This is a genomic window from Wenyingzhuangia sp. IMCC45574, assembly GCF_054182685.1.
This window is the reverse complement of the sequence record NZ_CM135169.1, coordinates 1550416-1575179: the sequence shown is the minus strand read 5'-3', so window position 1 is coordinate 1575179 and position 24764 is coordinate 1550416. Positions and strand designations below refer to the sequence as shown.

Below are 24764 nucleotides of genomic sequence, written 5' to 3'. Positions count from 1 at the left end.
TTGGGATTCTTATTTTAACAACTTAATTAAAACAACACACAATATATCATGGGAATCATTTCATTTGTAGGCTTTACATTGCTTGTGGCCATTATTTCATATTTGGCAACTAGAGGTACCAACGAGAGTACTTCTGAAGGTTATTTTTTAGGGGGAAGAAGTTTAACCGCAACAGTTATTGCAGGTTCCTTGCTATTAACAAACCTTTCTACAGAGCAAATTGTAGGTTTAAATGGTGATGCCTATACAGATGGTATTTTGGTAATGGCATGGGAAACTTTAGCAGCTATTGCTATGGTAATTACTGCGGTTTATTTATTACCTCGTTATTTAAAAGGAGGTATTTCTACCATTCCAACATTTTTAGAAAGAAGGTTCGACAAAACAACCAAGGCTTTAACTTCTGGTTTATTTTTAACAGGATACGCAGTGGTTTTATTACCAATGGTACTATTTACAGGTTCTAAAGCAATTAGCGGAATGTTTAACATTCCAGAAATGTTAGGAGTTAGTGAGTGGGGAGCTGTTTGGATTTGTGTATGGGGAATTGGAATTATCGGTTCTATTTATGCCATTTTTGGAGGTTTAAAAGCCGTAGCTGTTTCTGATAGTATCAACGCTGTTGGATTGTTAATTGGAGGTTTGTTAATTCCGGTTTTTGGATTGATGGCAATTAGTGAAGATGGAAGTATTTTAACAGGATTAACAGAGTTAATGAATAAGAATCCAGAAAAGTTTAATTCTATTGGAGGGCCAGATTCATCTATTCCTTTTGAAACTATTTTTACAGGGATGATGTTGGTACAGTTATTCTACTGGGGAAGTAATCAACAAATTATTCAACGTGCTTTAGGTGCTAAGAATTTAGCAGAAGGGCAAAAAGGATTAACCATTGCAGCTTTCATTAAAATCTTAGGGCCAATTATTGTGGTATTACCAGGGATTATTGCTTTTCATAAATACGGTGCAGGATTAAATACTAGTGATGTATACCCTAAATTGGTAGCAGATGTATTGCCAGATGTATGGGTAGGATTCTTTGCAGCTGTATTATTCGGAGCTATTTTAAGTTCGTTTAACTCAGCATTAAACTCTTGTGTTACCTTATACGGGGTAGATATTTACAAGCAGTTTATAGACAAAGATGCAGCAGAAAAAACAGTGGTAAAGAAAGGAAAAACTTTTGGAGTTATTTTGGCTTTCTTCTCTATGTTTATTGCTCCATTCTTGGTATACGCAGACAGTATTTTTGGATACTTGCAAACGGTAAATGGAGCCTACAGTGTGCCTATTTTAACAGTAGTTGTAATTGGATTTGTAACAAAACGAGTTCCTGCCATTGCTGCTAAAATTGGAGTTATTTTTGCCTTTACTATTTACGTAGCTTACATTGTACTTCACGATGGTTTAGGATTGATAGAGTTACACATGTTACACATGCAGGCAATAACTTGTGTGTTAACCATTATTATTATGTTGGTAATAGGAAAATTAAAACCAAGAGAAGAGGACTTTGTACAAGATTACACGCAACAAGTAGATGTTACTCCTTGGAAGTTTGTAAAGCCAGTTGGTTTGGTAATTTGTATAATTGTAGTTTCTACCTACATTATTTTTAGGTAAATTTAAACCTCATTATCACTATAAATATGTATCCTTGCTAAGGATTTATTTTTCGAAAAAAACAAAACGTTTAAAAACATAAATTAAAACAAAATGAAATTTTTTATTGATACAGCAAACCTTGATCAAATTAAGGAAGCTCAAGAATTAGGAGTTTTAGATGGGGTTACAACCAACCCATCTTTAATGGCAAAAGAAGGTATTTCTGGAGAAGAAAATATCTTACAACACTACCGTGACATTTGTGATGCTGTAGAAGGAGATGTAAGTGCAGAAGTTTTATCTGTAGATTACGACTCTATGATTAAAGAAGGAGAAGCTTTGGCTGCTTTAAATCCTCAGATTGTGGTAAAATTACCAATGATTAAAGATGGAATTAAAGCATGTAAGTATTTTTCTAGCAAAGGAATTAAAACAAACGTAACATTAGTATTCTCTGTTGGACAAGCTATTTTAGCTGCTAAAGCAGGAGCTACTTATGTATCTCCATTTATTGGACGTTTGGATGATATTTCTACAGATGGATTACACTTAATTCAAGAAATTAGAGAAGTATACGATAACTACGGATTTGAAACTGAAATTTTAGCTGCATCAGTAAGACATACAATGCATATTGTTGACTGTGCTAAAATTGGAGCAGATGTAATGACAGGACCTTTAAAAGCAATTGAAGGTTTAATGAAACATCCATTAACAGATAGTGGTTTGGCTACATTCTTAGAAGCTGCAAAAAGCATGTAATCTATTTACGGATTAATACATTTATAGAACCCTCTTTTTCCATTTGGAAAAGGAGGGTTTTTGTATATTTAAAAAGTTGTGTTAAATGAAAAAAAATGAGAGAACTAAAAAATCTGCCTATAAAAATTAGGGTCAACTATGAACTTGAAATAAATCCTTTTGGGAAAACAATTAAAGGTATAGAACCAATAGATGGAATCACTCACTGGATTTATGATTTTGGAGAAGACTGTGAATCTTTTTTCGATTGCTTTAATGATCCATTTTCAGAATTATATAATTCAGGTTCAAAATATATATTCAGAGGGCATCAAGATTCAAAATGGGAGTTAATTCCTACTGTATTTAGGAACTTAAATTCTGATAAAGAAATTAATAGACTAAATATACTAAAATCAGGAAACGGTCATGTTTTGCCCGAGTTAACTGATTTTATAACTTTCATTAGGGGGATAAATAGTTTGGGTTATAAGATCGAAGATGAGTCTTTTAAGTTAATAAGTTCACCTTTGATTGATGATGTTTCACAAGCATTTGATTTAATAGAAGATTTTCCAAAACCTGAACAGTTAAAAGAATTAGCTTTAGCTCAACATTATGGAGTTCATACGAGATTGTTGGATTTTACTTTTAACCCGAATAAGGCTATCTTTTTTGCTTCGGAGAAGATAAAACATGTAAATAAAGAGGGAGACATGAAAATAGGGGTTTGGGCAATCCCTGAGAGATTGATTGAAGTATGTCAAGAAGATTTTTATTTACAAAAAATATTTATTGAAGGGTTTCAGAATCATAATATGGTAGCACAACAAGGATTGTTTATTAATTATTTTAAAGGTAGATCAAATGATGGGGATCTTTTTGATGAGGAAGGTAGAATAAAATCACTCGATAAATATTTATTTGATTCTAAGAAGAGTTCTGATAATGGGAAGTTAATTAAAGAGAAAATAGGAAGACCAAGTTTATTTACTTTATCTCATAAAGTAGCTTGGCAAATTGTGAAAAGGCTTGAGTTGTTAAATATTAATTGGATTACAATTCAGCCAGATTTAGATGGAGTAAAAAAAGAAGTTGAAAGAATAAAAAAATAAATCAAAGAGTGTGATGATGTTTTCATTAATTAAATAAAAACTAATAGTGGTACATTGAAAAGCTATCATCTTTAGACACTGTCCCTTAATTTGTGTAAGTTCTAAAAATAGGGTTTAGCTACTTATAGCTGGATCCTATTTTCAAATATAGCTAAAAACTGGTTTAGTATTACTCCCCAATTTCTGATAGGCATCGTCCATTTTTTAGTTGATTCTCTTAAAGCTAAAAACACGGATTTAATTACTGCATCATCGGTTGGGTATGAGAGTTTATTTTTGGTATACTTTCTAATTTTTCCATTTAAGTTTTCAATAAGATTAGTAGTGTAAATAATAGTTCTAATCTCTACAGGGAAGTCAAAGAACACAGTTAGTTCATCCCAGTTGTTTTCCCAACTTTTAATAGCATAGGAGTACTTAGAGTTCCACTTCTGCTTAAAGTCTTCTAAAGCAGCTTTGGCTGCCTCTTTAGTAGGAGCTGTATAGATTTCTTTCATATCTTTAGAAAACACTTTTCTATCTTTCCAGACCACATATTTACAAGAGTTTCTAATTTGGTGTACCACACATATTTGAGTTACCGATTCAGGGAATACGGTCTTTATAGTATCTGTAAATCCATTTAGATTGTCCGTAGCTGTGATTAAAATATCCTGAGTTCCTCTAGCTTTGATATCAGTTAAAACCGTCATCCAAAAAGCGGAAGATTCATTCTTACCTAACCATAAACCTAGTACTTCTTTTTTACCATTGGTTTTCAATCCCACAGCTATATAGATGGTCTTGTTGATGATTTTTGAGTTTTCTCGAACTTTAAATACAATTCCATCCATCCAAACAATCAAATAGCAAGGGTCTAAAGGTCTGTTTTTCCAAGCAACGATATCTGAGTTGATTTTATCTGTAATTCGAGATATAGCAGAACTAGAGATATTGAAATCATAAAGCTCTAAGACTTGTTGTTCAATATCAGATACGGACATCCCTTTGGCATAGAGGCTAATAATGATGTTTTCTACACCATCTAAAGTATTTTGTCTCTTCTTTACAATCATAGGGTTAAAACTACCGTCTCTATCTCTTGGAACTGTGATTTCAGATTCCCCTAAACTAGTTTTGATTTTCTTTTTGGAGTAGCCGTTACGTGTATTATCACTTAGAGAAGTTTGGTGTTTGTCATAGTCTAGGTGAGCATCTAATTCTCCCTCTAACATTTTTTCAATTCCTCTTTTTTGAATCTTGGCTAAAAAATTACTCAATTCATCGCCCGTTTTGAATTGCTTTAAAAAGTCGTCGTTTAATAAGTCTTCTGGTTTCATAAAGTGTAAAATTAATAATTAAACAAAAAAACAGGGTTTGAACATCTTCAAACCCTGTTTTTAGAACTTACACACTTTATGGTTTAGTGCCCATCTTTATTTTAATGATGTTGTCTTTAAAACCTCCAAGCCACAAACCTACTTTGCTTATTCCCCTGTTGCATGTCTACAATTTTAACTTCTGTAGGTTTGGTTTTGTTAATAGCTCTTTTAATGTTTTTTAAATTTTCTTTCTGAGAAACCAAAGAAGTAAACCAGTTTACCTGAGTTTTAAACAATGCACTTTCTTCTGCCATTTTCTTTACAAAAGCTTCTTCACCTCCTTTGTACCATAATTCGTTAGATTTTCCTCCAAAGTTTAAATTTTCCTTTTCATTCAATTTTAAATTCTCGTTTTTGCGTTTGTTTTTTTGTGCAGCATCAAAAGAGTTTTTAAAAAAAGGAGGGTTGCAAACCACCACATCAAAAAAGTCGTTGGGCTGAATAATGTGCTGTAATATGTTGCTTTTGTATTGTTGAAAACGTACGTTAACTGTGTTTAAGGCCTCGTTGTTCTGAATAATCTTCTCAGCATTAGAGAAAGAGGTTTTATCCACTTCACTGGCGGTGCACTTCCAATTAAAATGACAAGTTCCTAGTATAGGGTAAATCAAATTAGCACCTGTTCCAATATCCAGTAAGTGAATGTCTTTTTTTTGTTCTAGTAAATCAGCAACATGTAATAAATAATCCAAACGTCCCGGAATGGGAGGGCATAGGTTTTGTTCTGGAATATTCCAAAAACCCAGCTTGTAATGATGCTTTAATAAACTTTTATTCAGTTCTCTTACAGCATTTTTATCCGAAAAAGGAATGGTTTTGTTACCGTATTCGTTTACAAAAACATGCTTTTTTAAAGCTGAATTTACTTGGGTAAGTTCATTAAAATTGTAGTCTTTCTGAAAAGGATTGTTTGGGTGCATGTAGAATGAATTTAATGCAAAGATACGAATGTCAGTTCGAGTTCTTTTGAGGAACGAAAAAGAGTATCGAGAACTATTTGTAGGATTTTACTTCTAAAATACTTCTCGATACTTTTTTCTTCACTTCTTCAGAAAAAAAACTCGAAGAGACATATAGTAAAAGGTGTTGTCAGTTCGAGTGCGTAGCGTATCGAGAACAGGTTGAGGGTTTAATCTATTACAATTGCACAGAATTCTCTTTTCTAAACTGATTAGGTGTCATTCCCGTTTTCTTCTTAAATATTTTACTAAAATATTGTGGGTATTCAAACCCAAGCATGTAGGCGATTTCTGTTACTGAGCTTTCAGTGGTACTTAATCTCTTTTTAGCTTCTGTGATTAAGAATTCGTGAATATGGTCTTGTGCGCTCTTACCTGTTTCTTTTTTTAATAAATCGCTAAAGTAATTTGGAGAAAGGTTTAGGTTCTCAGCAAAGAATTTTACAGAAGGGATTCCTTGTTTTTTAACGCTCTCTGAACTAAAGTATTCAGTAGACATGGTTTCAAACTTAGAAAGAATGTGTTGGTTTACCTTTTTACGGGTGTTGAATTGTCTATCGTAAAAACGAACCGAATAATTAAGTAATAACTCTATGTTAGAAGCTATCAGCATTTGACTGTGTTGATCCATGCCTTCGTTTACTTCATAATCTATCTTTTCTAAAATGTCTTTAATTATTTGTCTTTCGTAATCCGACAGGTGTAATGCCTCATTAGTGTCGTAACTAAAAAAGCGGTATTTACTTATTTTATCTGCTAAATCAGTTCCGTTTAATAAATCAGGGTGAAAGAAAAGCCCAATACCACCTGCTTCGTTACTTTCTTCTCCGTTATTATTAATAGATATCGTTTGATTTGGAGCCATAAAAGTTAAAGGTGCTTGGGAATAATCATAAGTAGATTTACCATATTCAAAAGAACCACAGTCATATTCTTTTAATACAATGCAATAAAAAGTGTTGACATATTTTCCCTCAGCAAAGTTTACACCTTTGACTTTAGAAAAATCAATAGTTCCAACCAAAGGGTGTTTTTCTGGTAGGTTAAAGAAAGTAAATAACTGTTTAATAGAGTCTATTTTAAATATGGTAGACATGATTTTAAGATTTTATGATAGTACAATTTTTTAATCTAAATATAGAAAAACTACCAGAAAGTGCAATCCCCAAAGCAACAGTCTGGTAGTAAATAAGCGTACAATAGTAACGAGTTATTGTATAACCTAAAAAATGTATTTAAATTGAATACACCTACAAATGTAAGAGTAAGCAGGTACTAAGAAATTACTCTAATTACTGATAGTTTTATACTTTTTACTGATTTTAACAAAAAAACTACCAGATAGTGCTACCCCTAACACGGCTCTGGTAGTTATATAATTTAGGAATGCTGTAATAGATTGATTGAATACTATCACACCACAAACATACAGTGGTATTTTGTCTGTGAATTAGACGAATTACTGTTTTTTGTATACTAATTACTGGTAGTGTGTGATTTAATATTTAATTAACATTACTACTTCGCAAACTTTTTACTAAACACTCCTTTGTTGGTTTTAAGTTGTAGTACATACAACCCAGCACTTAAAGAATAAATATCTATATGCTCACCTTTCTTACTTTTTACATTTTTTCCTACGGCATTGTAAATAATAATCTCTTCTGTAATTACATTGGTTAAATTGCTAACCGAAATTTTATAGCTAGTAATAGCTATAGAAATGTCTTTGTCTAATACAATTTCTTTGCTAGATAGTGTAGGGTCCTCTGTAGTAGATTTAAAACCTATCCAGCCAGCAGCACTATAAGCTGCTGAAGTACCAGTAGGGATAGTCAAGTCAATAGTATTAAAGTTAGAAAACACATCTTTGTTTGTTATAATGTCAGGATTTTTACTTTCCGACACAATGGATGTTAAAGGGTTAATAGCAAATGCATAAATCCCAATGGAAGTTACAGATTTAGGAAGGGTTAATGTAGTTAGTTGATTGTTACCAAAAGCGTAACCTCCTATATTGGTTACAGAGTTTGGAATAGCTACTGTAGTAAGACCATTTTCAGTAAAAGCACTGTTTCCAATTGAAATTACCGAATTAGGGAGGTTTAATGTAGTAAGAGAATTCCCAAAGAAAGCACCATGTCCAATTGACGTTACTGTGTTAGGTATTGTTACTGATTCTATTGATACCGTAGTTTCTTCTTCTCCCATTCCTCCAATGTAATAAAAAGCATCATTTCCTATTGCTGTTACGGTATAATTTTGCCCCATATGCGTTACACTATTTGGTATAACAATATTAGCCACTGAACCTCCACTAACTTCCACAGTTAAGGGAGTTATAGGGGATGTAATGTTATATTTTATACCATTATCGGTAAAATTCTGAGAAAATAGAAGTGAATTAAGGGTTAAAATAAATGTAAAAGTGATAAGTAGTTTTTGGTTCATGTTGTTAAAAATTTATGATGTAATAGTTGTTGAATTTTTAATGGCTAGCTATGTGAAGTGCGTAAACAACCAACTACCAGAATATTTACATCCTGATAGTTGGTTGCCTGTCTATATATTGTCTACTACTTCGCGAACTTTTTACTAAACACTCCTTTGTTGGTTTTAAGTTGTAGTACATACAACCCAGCACTTAAAGAAGAAATATCTATGTTTCCAGCTTTGTTACTTTTCACTTCTTTTCCAACGGCATTGTAAATGATAATCTCTCCTGTGACTACATTGGTTAAATTGGTAACTGAAATTTTATCGCTGGTAATAGCTATGCTAATGTCTTTGTTTAGTTCAATTTCTTTGTGAGATAACGTTCCGTCTTCTGTTATAGATTTAAATCCGGTCCAACCAGCACTAGTATAAGCGGATAGAGTTCCAGTGGGTATTGTTAAGTCAATATTACTAAATGTAGGAAAAACATTGCTACTTATAGTTGCAGGGGTCTTACTCTTAGATATAACAGTGTTTAGGGAGGGGTTATAATTGAAAGCATTGCCTTCAATTGATGTTACAGAACTAGAGATTGTTACTGAAGTAAGTTGGTTCTGTGCAAAGGTCGCCCATCCTATGGATGTTACAGAGTTAGGAATAGTTATACTAGTTATTTTGTTTGATTGGAAAGCATAATGTCCAATAGTAGTTAAAGAATTAGGAAGAGCTATTGATGTTAGGTCATTACCGCCGAAAGCAGTAGCCCCAATAGTAGTTAAAGAATTAGGAAGAGCTATTGATGTTAGGTCATTGTTAAAAAAAGCATAACCTTCTATTGACGTTACAGAGCTAGGAATAGTTACTGAGGTTAGGTTATTCATTTGGAAAGCACGACCTTCAATAGTAGTTACAGAATTAGGTATCGTAACAGATGTTAGATTCTTGTTAGAAAAAGAGAAATACCCTATTTCATTTACAGTATACTCTCGTCCATTACTATCATACGTTATGGTTTCAGGTATGGTAACAGCAGTTGCACTACCTGTGTAATCTATAGTTTTCACAGTTAATGGAGCTGTAGAAGAAGTAATTTCATACTTTATATCGTCAACGGTAAAAGTAGTTTGAGCAGATAATAATGAATTAAAGCCTAAAAAAAACGCAAGTGTAATAAGTAATTTCTTTTTCATATTTGTTAAAATTTTAAATGAATAGATGCTTACAAACTTAGCGGTCTGTTTTGTTTGTGAGTTATACTAATTACTGGTGTTTGTATACTAATTACAGGTGGAGTGTAATTTAATGTTTAGGTAACATTAGTAGAGGAGAGAAGTTGAAATTCTTGTAAACAGAATAAACCCAACATAAATAAGATTTGAGTATCAGAAAAGGCAAAATAAAAGAGAGGCTAAGCTCCCCAGAAAGTCACAAAAAAACGTTCAAACTTTCCGTCTCGTTTTATCCAAACTAGAGGACTGTGCTTTACAGCAATTTGTTCCAAAATAAGTGGCTTGGCATCTACAAACGTCATCCACTCGTCATTGTGTTTGGGATCAATGAGCCAGTCTTGTTTTTTAGGTACATGATACAAGGCTAAAGGAAATAAGTAATCTATTTCTTTATGGCTAATATAATAGCCTTTAATACAGTCATTATTAATGTGTGGAAATGGATGGTTCATCAAACTTAAAGGAACATACAGTTGTGCTTTAAAATGCACAGATTGTTGAATGTTGTCAAAAGGGATGTTTAAGTCAGCTAATAATTTTTGAGTAGCTGTATGATATAGCTTTGGGAATTGTTTTTCTTTTAATTTAGTTAGCTTTTTAACAAAGGAATCTCTTAAGTTAGGGCCTACCCAACGGTCTATTTCATAGGGAATATCTGTTTTGTATAGATAGAATTTACAAGTCAGTTCTATGTGCTGAATCCCCGTTGGGGTATTGCATATAAAATCCAATTCACCTATGGTTTGGTGTTTGTCTATTTGGATTTGTAAGTTGTTTGCTAGTGGGGTATAGTTGGGCAAACTTTCTATGTTTTTCTGATAGAAAATTTCTACTAATTTTCCCAGCCTATGGTGTTTGGTACTGTCTATATCAGAAAGATCCAGTGTTTCACAAAAAGGAATGTCTATTTGGGGATAGTCAAAAAAAGAATTGTCCAACCATAAGTTGGGTTGGTTTTTAAATCCTTGGTATTGATATGTTATTTTTTCGTTAGAGGTCAAATGTATAGGGTTATAAAGTTGAAAGTTTATAAAGTTTCAAGGTTATGAGAATTGTTTAATCATTGAATCTTTCAATCATTTAATTTTATGTAAATAACTATCCAAAATCTTAACCCCATTCACTGCAGACTCCTTAATACATGTATAATTACTAGGAACAGTAATCTCATCAACTTTAGGGTCAATAATAAACACTTCAGCATGTTGCGGAACATTGTAAATTAATCCTGCAGTAGGGTATACCTGTAAGCTGGTTCCTATAATCACAAAGATATCGGCAGTTTCACAAATCTCTGCTGCAGTCTCCAACATGGGAACTTCTTCTCCAAACCAAACAATGTTAGGTCTTAGCTGATGCCCATCAGGGCACAAATCACCTAGCTGAATGGCAGCTCCTCCAATGTCTTTTACATAAGCAGGGTTGTCATAACTTTTTACTTCGGACAATTTTCCATGTAAGTGTACTACTTTTTTGCTTCCTGCACGTTCGTGTAAATCGTCTACATTCTGAGTTACAATAGATATGTTGTAAGTGTCTTGTAACGAAGCTAAGTAGCTATGTGCATCATTAGGAAAAACAGTTGCCGCTTGCGCTCTTCGTTGATTGTAAAATTCTAAAACCAATTCAGGGTTTCTATACCAACCATCAATAGAGGCAACATCCATTACATCGTGGTTTTCCCACAACCCGTTATGATCTCTAAAAGTTTTAATTCCACTTTCAGCACTAATTCCTGCTCCAGTTAGTATGACTAAGTTTTTCATGGGAGTTTTTCTTTAAAGGTAATAGTTATGACTAATGCAAACAAGAAGAAAAGAAGTAAGGGGACTAGAATCTAGAATACAGAATTTAGGAGTTAGCAGATAAGCTAAATTTTGTAATAAGTGCCTAATAAAACCTGTCACATAATTTTCTACATTCTAACTTCTGTATTCTAAATTTTTAACCCCTGTATTCTAAAACTTCATCGTCAACCCAATTCTTTTATTATTCAAATCCAATTGTAAAATCTTTACCCTTACTACCTGGTTCAAATGCAATACATCATTAGGTGATGATATAAAGGTATCGCTTATTTGCGAAATATGAATCAACCCATTTTCTTTAATTCCCAAATCGACAAAGGCACCAAAGTTGGTAATGTTGGTTACTTGCCCTTTTAAAACCATGCCTTCGTGTAAATGCTCAATGCTTGTAATGTTTTTATCAAAACTCAATTGATCGTCTTGGTTACGAGGATCTTGGTTTGGTTTGGCCAATTCGTTTAACAAATCAGTTAAAGTGAGCGTTCCTAACTTTTCTTGTAAAGAAGTATCGTTGGACAAAGACAAAATACTTTGGTTGCCAATCATCTCTTTTACAGAGATTTTTAATTGTTTTGCTATTAACTCCGTTTCTTTGTACTGTTCTGGGTGTACCCCTGTATTGTCTAAAGGCTGTTCCCCTTGTATTCTTAAAAAACCTGCACATTGTTCAAAAGCTTTGTTTCCTAAACGTGGTACTTTTTTTAGTTGATTGATGTTGGTAAACTTCCCATTCTCTTTTCTATAATCTACAATATTCTGAGCCAACCCAGGACCGATACCAGCAATATATTGCAAAAGATATTTGCTAGCAGTGTTTAGTTGAACTCCAATTTTGTTTACGCATTTTTCTACAATATGGTCTAGTTCTGTTTTTAATAAGCTTTGGTCTACATCGTGCTGATATTGTCCCACTCCCATAGATTTTGGATCAATCTTTACGAGTTCTGCCAAAGGATCCATTAATCTACGACCAATGCTCACTGCTCCACGGACCGTAATGTCGTAATCTGGGAATTCTTCTCTTCCAATTTCAGAAGCCGAGTAAATAGATGCTCCATCTTCGTTTACCAAGTACATGGCTATTTCGTTTTCAAAACGGATGGATTTTACCAAGCTTTCTGTTTCTCTACCCGCAGTTCCGTTTCCAATGGCAATGGCTTCTATTTGGTGTTTGTTTACCAAACGAGTTAATGTATCTATGGTTTTATGTGTTTGTTGCTGAGGCGGATGAGGGTATACAACGGTTTCTTCTAACAAATCACCTTGTGCATTTAAGCAAACTACTTTACAACCGGTTCTAAAACCAGGATCTATGGCTAAGGTTCTTTTTTTACCAATAGGAGAAGCTAGTAATAATTGTTCTAAATTTTTGGAAAATACAGCTACTGCATCAACATCGGCCTTTTGTTTAATTTCTTTGATGAGTTCTTTTTCTAAAGCCGTTTTTAAACTTTTACTGTAAGCGGTCTGAATGGCTTGTTTTATCAAATTGGCAGATTCGCTATTTCCCTTTACAAAGTTTCTTTCTAGTTGTGCAATGGCGGTTGTCTTGTCTACAGAAATACCAGAGCTTAACAATCCTTCTTCGGTAGCTCTTAAAATGGCCAATACTCTGTGCGATGGAACTTTAGTAGCTTTTTGTTCAAACTCAAAATAGGTTTTGTACGTTTTAGCTTCCTCGTCTTTTCCTTTTTTAAGTTTACTAAACAACATTCCCTCTCTTTGGAACAATCGTCTTAATTGATTTCTACTGTAAGTGTGTTCAACAATCCATTCGTTTACAATATCCAATGCACCCTGAATGGCTTCTTCTTCTGTTTTAACAGCTCCTTTTACAAATCTACCTGCGTTAATTCCGTAATTGTTCTGAGACATGATAATCTTTGCCAAGCCCTCTAGACCATTTTCACGTGCTACACTTGCTTTGGTTTTTCTTTTGGTTTTGTAGGGTAAGAACAAGTCTTCTAGTTCTTTTTTGTCCCAAGAGTTTTCAATTTTAGAGACTAATTTTTCATCGCTCACTTGTTGCGCTGCTAAAGTATCTAGAATATGAGCCTTTCTTTTAATCAACTCGTTTACCAAATCGTTTTGTTTCTGTATTAAGAACACCTCGTGGTCTTCTAATCCTCCGGTTTGATCTTTTCTATATCTAGCGATAAAAGGGATGGTAGCTCCATCGTTTAAAAGTGTTAGAACAGTATTTACTTGTTTCTGATTTATATGGGTAAGTTTTGCAACTTGCTGAGAATTGTTCATATTCAATTAAAACTGATTTTTAAGGTTTGTAAATATAGTTTTTAAGGACTTTTATTTGCAATTTTTCTCGTTGTTTTTAGCAGCTGTGGGTTCGGTAAAAGTAAAGTCATTTTAGTATCTTGCCATTAATAAAACTATATAGATGCGTTTGATAGATCAAATACAATATTTTTTTGAAAGGCATGGTTTCGATGTCTCGTCTAGATTGGCAGACAGGATGGGGATAAGAGCGGTAAATGTTAGGTTGTTTTTTATCTATATTTCGTTTGTAACGCTTGGGGCAACTACAGGTATCTATTTGACCTTGGCCTTTTTATTAAAGTTAAAAGATATGATTCGCACTAAAAGAACCTCTGTTTTTGATTTATAAACACTATATGCTTAGAAAAATATACAAAGGCTTATCATTGTTTGCAATTGTTCTTTTAATAGGAACACTAGGCTTTACGTTTGCATTTAACTATTCGGTGTTAGATGCTTTTTTTATGAGTATTATTACCGTAACCACGGTTGGTTTTGGCGAAGTACAGCCATTAGATGACGGAGGAAAGTTATTTACAATTTTCTTGCTCTTGATTAGTATTGTAGCCTATGGTTATTTGGTAACAGTGGTTTCGGAGTTTTTCTCTAACAATATGTTAATGCAGGCTTATAGAGCTAAAAAGAAATTAAAAAAAATCTCTAAGATGGAAGGACATACAATTATTTGTGGTTTTGGTAGAAATGGGAAACAGGCCTACGCAAAATTGAAGAAATTTAATAAGTCTTGCGTAATTATAGAAAAAGACGAATCTAGATTAGAAGCGATTGATGGTGCTAACATGACCTTGCTAAAAGGAGATGCAACCAGTGACGAAGTGTTAAAAAATGCAGGAATAGATAAAGCCAGCAGTTTAATTGCGGCTTCTTCTTCTGATGCAAATAATGTATATATTGTTTTGTCTTCTAGACAGCTAAACCCTAAAATTAATATTGTAAGTAGAGCTAGTAGCTATCAGTCTGTAGAGAAAATGAAAATTGCAGGTGCAGATCATGTAATTATGCCAGACAGGTTAGGAGGAGAGCATATGGCTTCTTTGTTGGTAACTCCAGATTTAGTAAAGTTTGTTGATATGCTAGGCTTAGAGGGAGAAAGAAATGCCAATTTAGAAGAAATTGCTGTTGAAGAATTACCCAAAGAATACATGATGAAATCTATCAGAGATTTAGATGTGCGTAGAAATTCAGGTTGTACGGTAATAGGTTTTATTACAGCCGAGGATAAGTATATTGTAAATCCAGATTCTGATTTAATTTTAGAACCTACCTGTAAGTTAATTGTGTTGGGAAGCCCAGAACAGATAGAGAAATTTAAAGAAGTGTATGAGTAGTAAATTCTACAAGGTTTGTTTTGTGCTGTTGTTGAGTTTTGTGTGGAATAAAATACAAGCTCAACCCCTAAAAGCAAACGGTGGAATTTTATTAAAAACACAGTTGGTACTTGGAAATCAAAACCAAAGCTTACATACAGGGTTGTATGCTTTTGGAGCCTTAAATTACAACAATATAAGCACAGAGCATGGTTTTTCTTTAATGGGGTACAAAGCTGTTAAGCGACACAATGTAAAAGTGTCTGGTTTTGGACTTAGGTATGAGTTTTTTACACTTATTGGATATGGTAAGAATTTAAATCTGTTGGGAAGTACTGTATCAAATCAGAATACTGCTTTTTTGTTAGATACTTCAGAGAAATCAAGTTTTAAAGGTTTTGGTTTTGGTTTCGAGAAAGAAATTTTACCCAAAGAGCTAAAACAGTATCAGCCAAGAAGAGGGAAGTTGATTGTTAGAGTTGCAGAAGGAGCTTATAGTTTCCATATTAATTTTTTAAATGATTTTAAAATCGGAAAATTATTTTACGGTCAAGGATCCGATTTTGCAGAGACTGGATCTTTACATGTTGGTTTTTCTAAAATGATGAATCGTAATGAGCTGTTCCAGTTAGGAACTAGTTTTACCATTTTTACACCCGAGCCAGATTATTTAAAAAGTCCTAGAAATCCTATTAATTCTGATGATGGAAGAAAAAATGTATGGTTTGTAAAACCACAAGGGGATAAGAGTTTTTATGGGAATTGGTACGTTTCAGGATTGTATCAGAAAAACTTACTTTCTAATAAGTTAAGTGTTGGTGTAAACAGTCAAAAGATAGGAGCGTATATTCAGAATTGGTTGCACGATGGTTTTGGTTTAAATCCAAGATACCCATGGAATGTAAAAGCCAAGAATAAGCTCTATTATGAATTAGAATCAAACGCTTTCTTAAAGGTACAATAATGTTAAGGTATTTATACATATTACTATTTGCCCTTTGTGCTACGTCTTGTAAGACGTTTGATACTTTTTATGGTAAAACGGATACTGTTAAAGCCTTAACAGATAATACTACTAGAGTGGTTTTTAAAGGTGGGCAAGTTTTACCAGAGGAAGCTGTTTTAAAAGAACTCAGAATGCTCCAAATAAAAGATGCTACCCAAGTAGAAGTAGAGGAGTTTCTTGGTGCTATTCCTAATCCAACAAAACTAAGGGTGTTAATGTTAGATAGTTTAGATTTGAGTTTCTTACCTCAAAATGTACAAAGGTTTTCTAACTTAGAACAACTATCGCTTGCGAGCAATCCGAATTTAAATTTAGAAAAAACTTTTAAGGAGCTAAGTTTGTTGAATCTTAGTTATTTAAACCTGTCAAATAACAATATAAAGAGTTTGCCTAAAAGTTTATCACAATTAACATCTATAGAAGATTTAAATTTGTCCTACAACAGAATCCATAGCGGAGAAAACTTTACGGTGCTATCGGGTTTAGAAAAGCTGCAATTACTTTGGTTAGATGCGAATGAACTAAAAGTATTGCCAAGACAAATAGGAGAACTATCAAATCTTAAGAGGCTTTTTTTAGATCATAACTATTTGACCGAATTTCCTGAGGAAATGCAGAAAATGAGAAGTTTAAGAGTGTTACATTTGGGAAATAATAGGGTGACAGAGTATCCTAAAGTGTTTTATAAAATGAGAACGCTTATATTGTTGCATATAAATAATAATAGAATAAGCAATCTTTCTAAGGAATATAAAAGCAATCGCTTTAATATAAAAGGAATTGTGTTAGACGGTAACCCGTTGCCCAAACAGGAAAAGGAATGGATACGTAAGAATTTTAAATCTTTTTTTCTGTTGTCTATCTAATGTTTTTAATGAAAAATAATACTGAATATAAATATGAAATCTAAACTGAGTTTATTGTTAATGCTAAGTCCTTTGTTGACTTTTGCAAGTGTAGAAGAAAAAATCAACAATGTATTTGAGCCAATTGTTAAAGTGTTGAGTGATTTCTTTTTTTGGAAGCCTTTTAGTTTTATTGGTTTTGAAATGCCAATGATTGTATTGTGGCTGGTTGTAGGTTCTGTGTTCTTTACAGTATATCTTGGTTTTGTAAACCTTAGAAAAGCAAAACATGCCATCCATTTAATAAAAGGAGATTACGATAATCCAAATAAGAAAGGAGAAGTTTCTCACTTTCAGGCGTTGGTAACAGCGTTGTCTGGTACCGTAGGTTTAGGAAATATTGCTGGGGTTGCTGTTGCTATTGTGTTAGGAGGGGCAGGAGCTACTTTTTGGATGATTTTAGCAGGTTTCTTTGGAATGTCTGCCAAGTATGTAGGCTGTACGTTGGGAGTAAAGTATCGTGAAATAAACGAAAAAGGAGAGGTTTCTGGTGGACCCATGTATTATTTATGGAAAGGATTAGAGAAGCAAGGAAAAGGTACATTAGGAAAAATACTAGCGGTTATTTTTGCCATTCTTTGTGTGGGAGGATCTTTTGGAGGTGGAAACATGTTTCAGTCTAACCAGTCATATGCTCAATTAAGCAATGTATTCCCAGCGTTAGAAGGATATGGTGCCGTGTACGGAATTATAATTGCAGCTTTTGTTGGATTGGTTATTATTGGAGGTATTAAATCTATTGCTAAAGTTACAGACAAAATAGTTCCTTTAATGGTAGCTGTGTACTTGTTAGCTTGTTTAATTATTATTGGTGTAAACATTGCTGAAATAGGAAATGCATTTTCTCAAATTTTAGCAGGAGCTTTTACCGGTGCCGGAATAAAGGGAGGATTGATAGGAGTGTTAGTAGTAGGTGTACAAAGAGCAGCGTTTTCTAACGAAGCAGGTGTTGGATCTGCAACAATTGCACATGCAGCAGTAAAAACCGACGAACCTATTACCGAGGGAGTAGTGGCTATGTTAGGACCTTTTATAGATACTATTGTAATTTGTACCATGACTGCTTTGGTGTTAATATTTACAGGTTTTGCATCGGACAATGGAGGTTTAACAGGGGCTGAATTAACATCAGCGGCTTTTTCTAGTGTATTTCCATGGTTTAGATATGTGTTGCTAGTAGCCATTGTATTGTTTGCTTTTTCTACAATGATTTCTTGGTCTTACTACGGGGTTAAAGCTTTTACTTTTTTGTGTAAGAGTTTTATGAAAGAAAAAACAGCAGAGATTGTTTACAAGATTTTATTCTTGTTATTTGTAGTAGTAGGATCTTCCTCTTCTTTAGGGGCTGTAATGGATTTTTCTGATATGATGATTCTTGGAATGGCACTTCCAAATGTGTTTGGTTTGTATTTCTTGGTAAAAGAAGTTAAATTAGACTCTATAGATTATTTCAAACGAGTCGATTCGGGAGAAATAAAGAAGTACAAATAGCTAGAAAAAACATGAAAATAAATAAATCCCATTTCAAATACTCCAAGAGTCAGCGAAATGGGATTTTTGTTTTGATAGTATTGGTCTTTACTTTACAGGCTTTTATTTTTTATGGGAATTTTAAAGAGGATGATACAGATCTTTTAGATGCGGTCTCTTTAGAATTGCAAGCAAAGTTAGATAGTCTAGAGGCTGTTGCTAATCAACCTAAAAAAATAAAAGCGTTTAATCCTAATTATTTGTCAGACTATAGCGCTTATCAATTGGGGATGTCCGTAGAAGAGATAGACCGATTGTTGGTATATAGAAAGCAGGAAAAGTATGTGAATTCTGCCAAAGAGTTTCAAAAAGTTACGCATGTATCAGATTCTTTATTACGCGTATTGCTTCCTTATTTTAAATTTCCAGCATGGACTCAAAAAAACTCAAGACAGTTAGCAAATACCAAAGCTGTTAAGAAAAAGAGCGTTGTAAAAGATATTAATACGGCTACGTTAGCACAGTTGATACAGGTAAACGGAATTGCGGAAAAAAGAGCCAATAGAATTTTAAAATACAGAGAACTGTTAAAGGGGTTTAGTGTTGATAGACAATTAGATGAGGTGTGGGGAATTCCACCAGATGTGTTGTTAAATTTAAAAGCAGCGTTTAAAGTATTGTCTAAGCCAGAAATAGAAAAGATAGATGTGAATTTAGCCAGTATTAACGAGCTGAAAAAGGTAGTTTATATAAATTATAAACAAGCAAAATCAATAGTGATGTATCGTTCTAAAGTAGGAGAAATTCAGAACTTAGCCGAGCTAAAGATAATTAGCAATTTTCCTGTTGATAAATATGACTTAATAAGTTTATATTTGCACGCTCATTAGAACAACTAAAACCTTTTTCGAATGAATTTCGAACAGAACGAAACCCAAAAAATGATTGCAGAATCCATTAGAGATTTTGCAAAAATAAACATCACTCCAAATATCTACAAGTGGGATGAATCTCAAGAGTTTCCTGTTGCTTTGTTCAAGCAATTAGGAGAAATGGGATTTATGGGGATTTTAGTTCCAGAAGCATATGGAGGATCTGGGTTATCTTATCATGAATACATTACCGTAATAGAAGAGATTTCTAAAGTAGACCCTTCTATAGGTTTATCTGTTGCTGCACACAATTCATTATGTACAGGACATATTTTACAGTTTGCAAACGATGAACAAAAGCAAAGATGGCTGCCTAAGTTAGCTACAGGTGAGTGGATTGGTGCTTGGGGTTTAACAGAGCATAATACAGGGTCTGATGCAGGAGGAATGAGTACTACAGCTATTTTGGACGGTGATCATTATGTGTTAAATGGAGCTAAAAACTTTATTACACATGCTATTAGTGGAGATATTGCCGTGGTAATTGCTCGTACAGGAGAAAAAGGAGATTCTCATGGTATGACTGCTTTTGCAATTGAAAAAGGTACACCAGGGTTTAGCTCAGGTAAAAAAGAAGATAAATTAGGGATGAGAGCATCGGAAACCGCAGAATTGGTTTTTGATAATTGTAGAGTTCCTAAAGAGAATGTACTTGGAAAGGTTGGAGAAGGATTTATACAGTCTATGAAGGTGCTAGATGGAGGTAGAATTTCTATTGCAGCTCTGTCTATAGGGATTGCTAAAGGAGCGTATGAAGCTGCTTTAAAATACTCCAAAGAAAGGGTACAGTTTGGAAAACCAATATCAGCATTCCAGGGAGTGTCGTTTAAGTTGGCAGATATGGCTACAGAAATTGAAGCTTCGGAACTGTTAACACATAAAGCTGCAGCCAAGAAAGAGTTAGGAGAAAAAATGACAACTATTGGAGCAATGGCTAAAATGTATGCTTCTGAAACTTGTGTAAAAGTAGCTAATGAAGCAGTACAAATACATGGAGGTTATGGGTATACCAAAGATTTTCCAGTAGAGAAATTCTATAGAGATAGTAAGTTGTGTACCATTGGAGAGGGGACTACTGAAATTCAAAAAGTTGTAATTTCTAGAAATATTTTAAAAGATTAGTTCCTGTAAGGAAATTTAATCTATCTTTGCAGTCCGAAAATTAGAATCAAAAACACTAAAAATATATTACGACATGAAGGGAGGTGCTATAGTATGTTAATCATTCCAGTAAAAGACGGAGAAAACATTGATAGAGCTTTAAAACGTTTCAAAAGAAAATTTGATCGTACAAAGACAATGAGAACTTTGCGTGAACGTCAGCAGTTTAATAAACCATCTGTTGTTAATCGTAAGCAAAGAATCAAAGCAGCTTATGTTCAGAGATTAAGAACAAACGAAGAGCAAGCTTAATTCATTAAGCAACAAATTAAAAACCCTGAATTTACTTCAGGGTTTTTTTGTACCTTCATATTACTTCATTAAAAACGTATGGAACTCTTATCTAAATTTATTGATTATTTGTTGTTAGAGAGAAATTATTCTAAACATACGGTAGTAGCTTATAAAAAAGATATAGAAAATTTCTTCCTATTTGTAGAGAAAGAGTATCAAGTTAAGCATCCGCAAGAGGTTGATTACATGTTTGTTAGGGCTTGGGTGGTTTCTTTAAATAAAGATCAAATCAGTAATAGGTCTATCAACCGAAAAATTACTTCTTTAAAATCATTTTATAACTTTTTATTAAAGATAGAACAGGTAAAAATAAACCCTGTTGCTCAGCAAAAAAGTCTAAAGACAGAAAAAAAAGCGATGATTCCTTTTTCTGAAAAAGAAATTGAAGAAGCGTTTTTAGTAGAAGATGACGATTATTCTGATTTTGAAAAAGTAAGAAACAAAATGATGATCCACTTGTTGTATGCAACAGGTATGCGACAAGCAGAATTAATAGGTTTGGAAGTTCAAGATGTTGATTTAAAGTCTAAAACACTAAAAGTTTTAGGTAAGAGAAACAAAGAGCGTATAATACCCATTTACCGTGAAATTTGCCAAGAATTAGAGGTTTACTTAAACGAGCGGTCTAAAATTAACAATACGGTAAAGAATCTTTTTATTACAAATAGAGGTGCTAAATTGTATCCATCACTTGTGTATCGAGTTATTAATTCCTATTTTAGTAAGGTCTCCACTAAGCAGAAAAAGAGTCCGCACGTTCTAAGACATTCTTACGCAACGGATTTGGTAAACAATGGAGCGGATTTAAATTCTGTAAAGGAATTACTAGGGCATTCCAATTTAGCCGCTACCCAAGTTTACACACATAATAGCTTAGAAAAGTTAAAACAAGTGTATAACCAAGCACACCCTAGAAGTGCAAAAAAAAAGTAATGATATGAAAGTATACGTACAATCAGTCAATTTCACAGCAGACAAAGATTTAGTAAATTTTGTAAAGAAGAAAGTTGAGGCTTTGGAAAAGTTCCACGACAAAATTGTGGATGCCGAGGTTTTCTTAAAAGTGAAACAGACGAGTGAAAAGGAGAACAAGGTCACAGAATTGAAGTTAAATGTTCCTCTACATGATTTAATGGTGAAAAAAGAGGCAAAGACGTTCGAAGAGGGAATAAGCCTGTGTACAGAAGCGATGAAAAGGCAAGTTATGAAGATAAAAGAGAAAGAAAGAGAGCTTCAGCATTAAAAAAAAATAATTTCTTCAATATTTTTTTGGAGGATATATAAAACTTTCTAAATTTGCAGTCCGTTAAGATAGCGGGCTGCATTTTTTTAGCCTGTTAATTAATAAAAGCCGATATAGCTCAGCTGGCTAGAGCAGCTGATTTGTAATCAGCAGGTCGTAGGTTCGAGTCCTATTATCGGCTCAATGTAAAAGAAGCGTTCTTTTAAATTATGGATTGGTGAGATACTCAAGTGGCCAACGAGGGCGGACTGTAAATCCGCTGACTATGTCTTCGAAGGTTCGAATCCTTCTCTCACCACTAAGGACTTAAAAATAAAGTTAAGTTCCTTCTGATTGAAATAAATCAGTAAATTGCGAGAGTAGCTCAGTTGGTAGAGCGTCAGCCTTCCAAGCTGAATGTCGCCGGTTCGAACCCGGTCTCTCGCTCAAAGTTATATCGGATATAAGATATTAGAAAGTTGTATTGAAACTTCGGATTTCAAATATCTAATATATCAATTGCCGGTGTAGCTCAGTTGGTAGAGCGCATCCTTGGTAGGGATGAGGTCACGGGTTCAAATCCCGTCATTGGCTCTAAAGGGCAAGAATAACAAAAGGGTTTAAGAGTAAACACTAAATATATATAACTAAGAATAAAAATTAAGAATCATGGCAAAGGAAACTTTTGACCGTTCGAAACCGCACTTAAACATCGGTACAATCGGACACGTTGACCACGGTAAAACTACGTTAACAGCTGCTATTACAACTGTATTAGCTAAAATCACTGGAGCTGAAGTAAGAGATTTCGATACTATCGATAACGCACCAGAGGAAAAAGAAAGAGGTATTACTATTAACACTTCTCACGTAGAGTATGAGACTGAAAATCGTCACTATGCTCACGTTGACTGTCCAGGTCACGCCGATTACGTTAAGAACATGGTAACTGGAGCTGCACAAATGGATGGTGCTATCTTAGTAGTAGCTGCAACTGATGGACCAATGCCACAAACTCGTGAGCACATCTTATTAGGACGTCAGGTAGGTATTCCACGTATCGTTGTTTTCTTAAACAAAGTTGATATGGTAGATGATGAAGAGTTATTAGAATTAGTTGATATGGAGGTAAGAGATTTATTATCTTTCTACGACTATGATGGTGATAACACTCCTGTAGTTCAAGGATCTGCTTTAGGTGGATTGAATGATGAGCCAAAATGGGTTGAAACTATCGTTGAATTAATGGCAGCTGTTGATAGCTGGATTGAAGAGCCGGTAAGAGAAGTAGATAAAGATTTCTTAATGCCAATTGAAGATGTATTCTCTATTACAGGTCGTGGTACTGTTGCTACAGGACGTATCGAAACTGGAGTTGCATTAACAGGTGAGGCTGTTGATATCATTGGTATGGGAGCTGAAAAATTAACTTCTACTATTACTGGAGTTGAGATGTTCCGTAAGATCTTAGATAGAGGTGAAGCTGGAGATAACGTAGGTATCTTATTAAGAGGTATTGAAAAGTCTGATATCAAAAGAGGTATGGTAATCTGTAAGCCAGGTTCAGTAACTCCACACGATAAATTCAAAGCTGAGGTTTATATCTTAAAGAAAGAAGAAGGTGGACGTCACACTCCATTCCACAACAACTACCGTCCACAGTTCTACGTACGTACAACTGACGTAACAGGTACTATTAACTTACCTGATGGAGTTGAAATGGTAATGCCAGGAGATAACTTAACAATTACTGTTGATTTACACTCACCAATTGCAATGAACGTAGGTTTACGTTTCGCTATCCGTGAAGGAGGTAGAACAGTAGGTGCTGGTCAGGTAACTGAAATCTTATAGTAATAAGATAATATATAAAAGGAGCTTAAGACATTAAGTTTTAAGCTCCTTATTTACGGGCGTAGCTCAGTTGGTAGAGCACTGGTCTCCAAAACCAGGTGTCGGGAGTTCGAGTCTCTCCGCCCGTGCAAAGCAAAAAGGAATTATATTTTATATAGTTCCTTTTTTTAACGGAAAAAATAAAAAAGATATAAAATTATTTACGTGTTGAATAATTTTATATCTTTGCACCACTTTTTAAGAAAAATAGGATGAATATTATAGAATACGTAAAGTCGTCATTTTCAGAATTAAAAGATGAAATGACTTGGGTGTCTAAAGAAGAAGCTCAGAAATCTACAGTAGTAGTAGCAATTTTTACAATTATTTTTGCAGTAGTTGTTTTTGCTGTAGATCAAGGTTTTCAAAAGGCATTGGAAGGATTTTTTAATATTTTAAACTAAGAGAGTAGATATGGCTGATTCTGTTAAGAAATGGTATGTTGTAAGGGCTATAGGTGGTCAAGAAAATAAGGTGAAATCTTACATTGAACAAGATGTAGAAAGATTTGGCTTGTCTGACTATGTAGAGCAAGTGTTGGTTCCTACAGAGAAAGTCGTGCAAGTACGTAACGGTAAAAAATCTACTCGTGAGAGAGTTTATTTTCCAGGTTATATAATGGTACAAGCTAATTTAACAGGGGAAGTACCTCACGTTATTAAAGCCGTTACTGGTGTTATTGGGTTTTTAGGTGAAACTAAAGGAGGAGATCCTGTACCAATGAGACAAAGTGAGATTAATAGAATGTTAGGTAAGGTTGATGAATTGACTGTTGAAGTTGATAACAATGTTGCTATTCCTTACACAGTTGGAGAAACGGTAAAAGTAATAGATGGACCATTCAATGGATTCGATGGAATTATTGAAGTGATTCACGAAGAGAAGAGAAAACTTGAAGTTATGGTTAAGATCTTTGGTAGAAAAACACCATTGGAATTAAACTATATGCAAGTAGATAAAATATCATAAATAAATACGAATGTTACATTTTGGTTTTGCACTAGCTTCCAACATAACGTGCA

Annotated in this window: 24 protein-coding genes and 5 tRNA genes; 21 read left to right on the top strand and 8 right to left on the bottom strand. The window is 33.9% G+C overall.

Annotated elements, in window-relative coordinates; all coding sequences use genetic code 11:
- The first annotated feature begins 48 nt into the window (after positions 1 to 48).
- The 3 genes from ACXHHC_RS06640 (at position 49) to ACXHHC_RS06630 (ending at position 3461) form a co-directional block, all read left to right on the top strand.
- Entirely contained in the window at positions 49 to 1623 is a 1575-nt protein-coding gene (locus ACXHHC_RS06640) for a solute:sodium symporter family transporter (RefSeq protein ID WP_458228847.1), read from the top strand.
- A gap of 93 nt (positions 1624 to 1716) precedes the next feature.
- Positions 1717 to 2367: a fructose-6-phosphate aldolase gene (fsa, locus tag ACXHHC_RS06635; protein ID WP_458228846.1), complete on the top strand. Its 651-nt coding sequence runs from the start codon at positions 1717 to 1719 to the stop codon at positions 2365 to 2367.
- 95 nt (positions 2368 to 2462) lie between these two features.
- Positions 2463 to 3461, top strand: a complete 999-nt coding sequence (locus ACXHHC_RS06630) for an FRG domain-containing protein (RefSeq protein WP_458228845.1) — start codon at positions 2463 to 2465, stop codon at positions 3459 to 3461.
- A 122-nt stretch (positions 3462 to 3583) separates the two neighbouring features.
- Here ACXHHC_RS06630 and ACXHHC_RS06625 read toward each other — a convergent pair whose 3' ends face one another.
- The 8 genes from ACXHHC_RS06625 to ACXHHC_RS06590 form a co-directional block, all read right to left on the bottom strand.
- Positions 3584 to 4780, bottom strand: coding sequence for an IS256 family transposase (locus ACXHHC_RS06625; protein ID WP_458226684.1), 1197 nt, complete (start codon positions 4778 to 4780; stop codon positions 3584 to 3586).
- A 116-nt stretch (positions 4781 to 4896) separates the two neighbouring features.
- Positions 4897 to 5742 carry a 23S rRNA (adenine(1618)-N(6))-methyltransferase RlmF gene (rlmF, locus tag ACXHHC_RS06620; protein ID WP_458228844.1) on the bottom strand — a complete coding sequence of 282 codons (846 nt, stop codon included), beginning with the start codon at positions 5740 to 5742 and terminating at the stop codon, positions 4897 to 4899.
- Between the two features lie 217 nt (positions 5743 to 5959).
- Complete coding sequence (locus ACXHHC_RS06615) at positions 5960 to 6877, bottom strand: helix-turn-helix domain-containing protein (protein WP_458228843.1); 918 nt, start codon at positions 6875 to 6877, stop codon at positions 5960 to 5962.
- Between the two features lie 422 nt (positions 6878 to 7299).
- Positions 7300 to 8232: a leucine-rich repeat domain-containing protein gene (locus tag ACXHHC_RS06610; protein ID WP_458228842.1), complete on the bottom strand. Its 933-nt coding sequence runs from the start codon at positions 8230 to 8232 to the stop codon at positions 7300 to 7302.
- Positions 8233 to 8357: 125 nt separating this feature from the next.
- Positions 8358 to 9407: a leucine-rich repeat protein gene (locus ACXHHC_RS06605; RefSeq protein WP_458228841.1), complete on the bottom strand. Its 1050-nt coding sequence runs from the start codon at positions 9405 to 9407 to the stop codon at positions 8358 to 8360.
- 218 nt (positions 9408 to 9625) lie between these two features.
- Positions 9626 to 10447 carry a DUF1853 family protein gene (locus ACXHHC_RS06600; RefSeq protein ID WP_458228840.1) on the bottom strand — a complete coding sequence of 274 codons (822 nt, stop codon included), beginning with the start codon at positions 10445 to 10447 and terminating at the stop codon, positions 9626 to 9628.
- A gap of 75 nt (positions 10448 to 10522) precedes the next feature.
- Positions 10523 to 11212 carry an SIR2 family NAD-dependent protein deacylase gene (locus ACXHHC_RS06595; protein ID WP_458228839.1) on the bottom strand — a complete coding sequence of 230 codons (690 nt, stop codon included), beginning with the start codon at positions 11210 to 11212 and terminating at the stop codon, positions 10523 to 10525.
- 192 nt (positions 11213 to 11404) lie between these two features.
- Positions 11405 to 13510 carry a helix-hairpin-helix domain-containing protein gene (locus ACXHHC_RS06590; protein ID WP_458228838.1) on the bottom strand — a complete coding sequence of 702 codons (2106 nt, stop codon included), beginning with the start codon at positions 13508 to 13510 and terminating at the stop codon, positions 11405 to 11407.
- A gap of 142 nt (positions 13511 to 13652) precedes the next feature.
- Here ACXHHC_RS06590 and ACXHHC_RS06585 point away from each other — a divergent pair, with 142 nt between their 5' ends.
- The 18 genes from ACXHHC_RS06585 (at position 13653) to nusG (ending at position 24711) form a co-directional block, all read left to right on the top strand.
- Positions 13653 to 13880: a PspC domain-containing protein gene (locus tag ACXHHC_RS06585; RefSeq protein WP_458228837.1), complete on the top strand. Its 228-nt coding sequence runs from the start codon at positions 13653 to 13655 to the stop codon at positions 13878 to 13880.
- Between the two features lie 7 nt (positions 13881 to 13887).
- On the top strand, positions 13888 to 14880 hold the full coding sequence (locus ACXHHC_RS06580; protein ID WP_458228836.1) for a potassium channel family protein: 993 nt from the start codon (positions 13888 to 13890) through the stop codon (positions 14878 to 14880).
- Positions 14873 to 15823: a hypothetical protein gene (locus ACXHHC_RS06575; RefSeq protein WP_458228835.1), complete on the top strand. Its 951-nt coding sequence runs from the start codon at positions 14873 to 14875 to the stop codon at positions 15821 to 15823. The genes ACXHHC_RS06580 and ACXHHC_RS06575 overlap by 8 nt, the downstream gene beginning before the upstream one ends.
- Complete coding sequence (locus ACXHHC_RS06570) at positions 15823 to 16731, top strand: leucine-rich repeat domain-containing protein (RefSeq protein WP_458228834.1); 909 nt, start codon at positions 15823 to 15825, stop codon at positions 16729 to 16731. Before ACXHHC_RS06575 ends, ACXHHC_RS06570 begins: the two co-directional genes overlap by 1 nt.
- Before the next feature lie 33 nt (positions 16732 to 16764).
- Positions 16765 to 18261 (top strand): alanine/glycine:cation symporter family protein, encoded by a 1497-nt coding sequence (locus ACXHHC_RS06565; RefSeq protein ID WP_458228833.1) that lies wholly within the window; start codon positions 16765 to 16767, stop codon positions 18259 to 18261.
- 11 nt (positions 18262 to 18272) lie between these two features.
- Positions 18273 to 19130, top strand: coding sequence for a ComEA family DNA-binding protein (locus ACXHHC_RS06560; RefSeq protein ID WP_458228832.1), 858 nt, complete (start codon positions 18273 to 18275; stop codon positions 19128 to 19130).
- Positions 19131 to 19151: 21 nt separating this feature from the next.
- Positions 19152 to 20294 (top strand): acyl-CoA dehydrogenase family protein, encoded by a 1143-nt coding sequence (locus tag ACXHHC_RS06555; RefSeq protein ID WP_458228831.1) that lies wholly within the window; start codon positions 19152 to 19154, stop codon positions 20292 to 20294.
- A gap of 93 nt (positions 20295 to 20387) precedes the next feature.
- Positions 20388 to 20585 carry a 30S ribosomal protein S21 gene (gene rpsU, locus ACXHHC_RS06550; protein ID WP_458228830.1) on the top strand — a complete coding sequence of 66 codons (198 nt, stop codon included), beginning with the start codon at positions 20388 to 20390 and terminating at the stop codon, positions 20583 to 20585.
- Between the two features lie 78 nt (positions 20586 to 20663).
- The gene (locus ACXHHC_RS06545) at positions 20664 to 21560 is read left to right on the top strand and encodes a tyrosine-type recombinase/integrase (RefSeq protein ID WP_458228829.1); all 897 of its coding nucleotides are present in this window, start codon (positions 20664 to 20666) and stop codon (positions 21558 to 21560) included.
- A gap of 4 nt (positions 21561 to 21564) precedes the next feature.
- Positions 21565 to 21870: an HPF/RaiA family ribosome-associated protein gene (locus tag ACXHHC_RS06540; RefSeq protein ID WP_458228828.1), complete on the top strand. Its 306-nt coding sequence runs from the start codon at positions 21565 to 21567 to the stop codon at positions 21868 to 21870.
- Positions 21871 to 21977: 107 nt separating this feature from the next.
- Positions 21978 to 22051, top strand: a tRNA-Thr gene (locus ACXHHC_RS06535).
- Between the two features lie 35 nt (positions 22052 to 22086).
- Positions 22087 to 22168: transfer RNA gene (locus ACXHHC_RS06530), tRNA-Tyr, on the top strand.
- Positions 22169 to 22223: 55 nt separating this feature from the next.
- Positions 22224 to 22296 (top strand) — tRNA-Gly (locus ACXHHC_RS06525).
- A gap of 74 nt (positions 22297 to 22370) precedes the next feature.
- A tRNA-Thr gene (locus ACXHHC_RS06520) sits at positions 22371 to 22443 on the top strand.
- Between the two features lie 75 nt (positions 22444 to 22518).
- Entirely contained in the window at positions 22519 to 23703 is a 1185-nt protein-coding gene (tuf, locus tag ACXHHC_RS06515; RefSeq protein ID WP_458228827.1) for an elongation factor Tu, read from the top strand.
- 55 nt (positions 23704 to 23758) lie between these two features.
- A tRNA-Trp gene (locus ACXHHC_RS06510) sits at positions 23759 to 23831 on the top strand.
- 123 nt (positions 23832 to 23954) lie between these two features.
- Positions 23955 to 24146 carry a preprotein translocase subunit SecE gene (secE, locus tag ACXHHC_RS06505; protein WP_458228826.1) on the top strand — a complete coding sequence of 64 codons (192 nt, stop codon included), beginning with the start codon at positions 23955 to 23957 and terminating at the stop codon, positions 24144 to 24146.
- 10 nt (positions 24147 to 24156) lie between these two features.
- The gene (nusG, locus tag ACXHHC_RS06500) at positions 24157 to 24711 is read left to right on the top strand and encodes a transcription termination/antitermination protein NusG (protein WP_458228825.1); all 555 of its coding nucleotides are present in this window, start codon (positions 24157 to 24159) and stop codon (positions 24709 to 24711) included.
- The last annotated feature ends 53 nt before the right edge of the window (positions 24712 to 24764 follow it).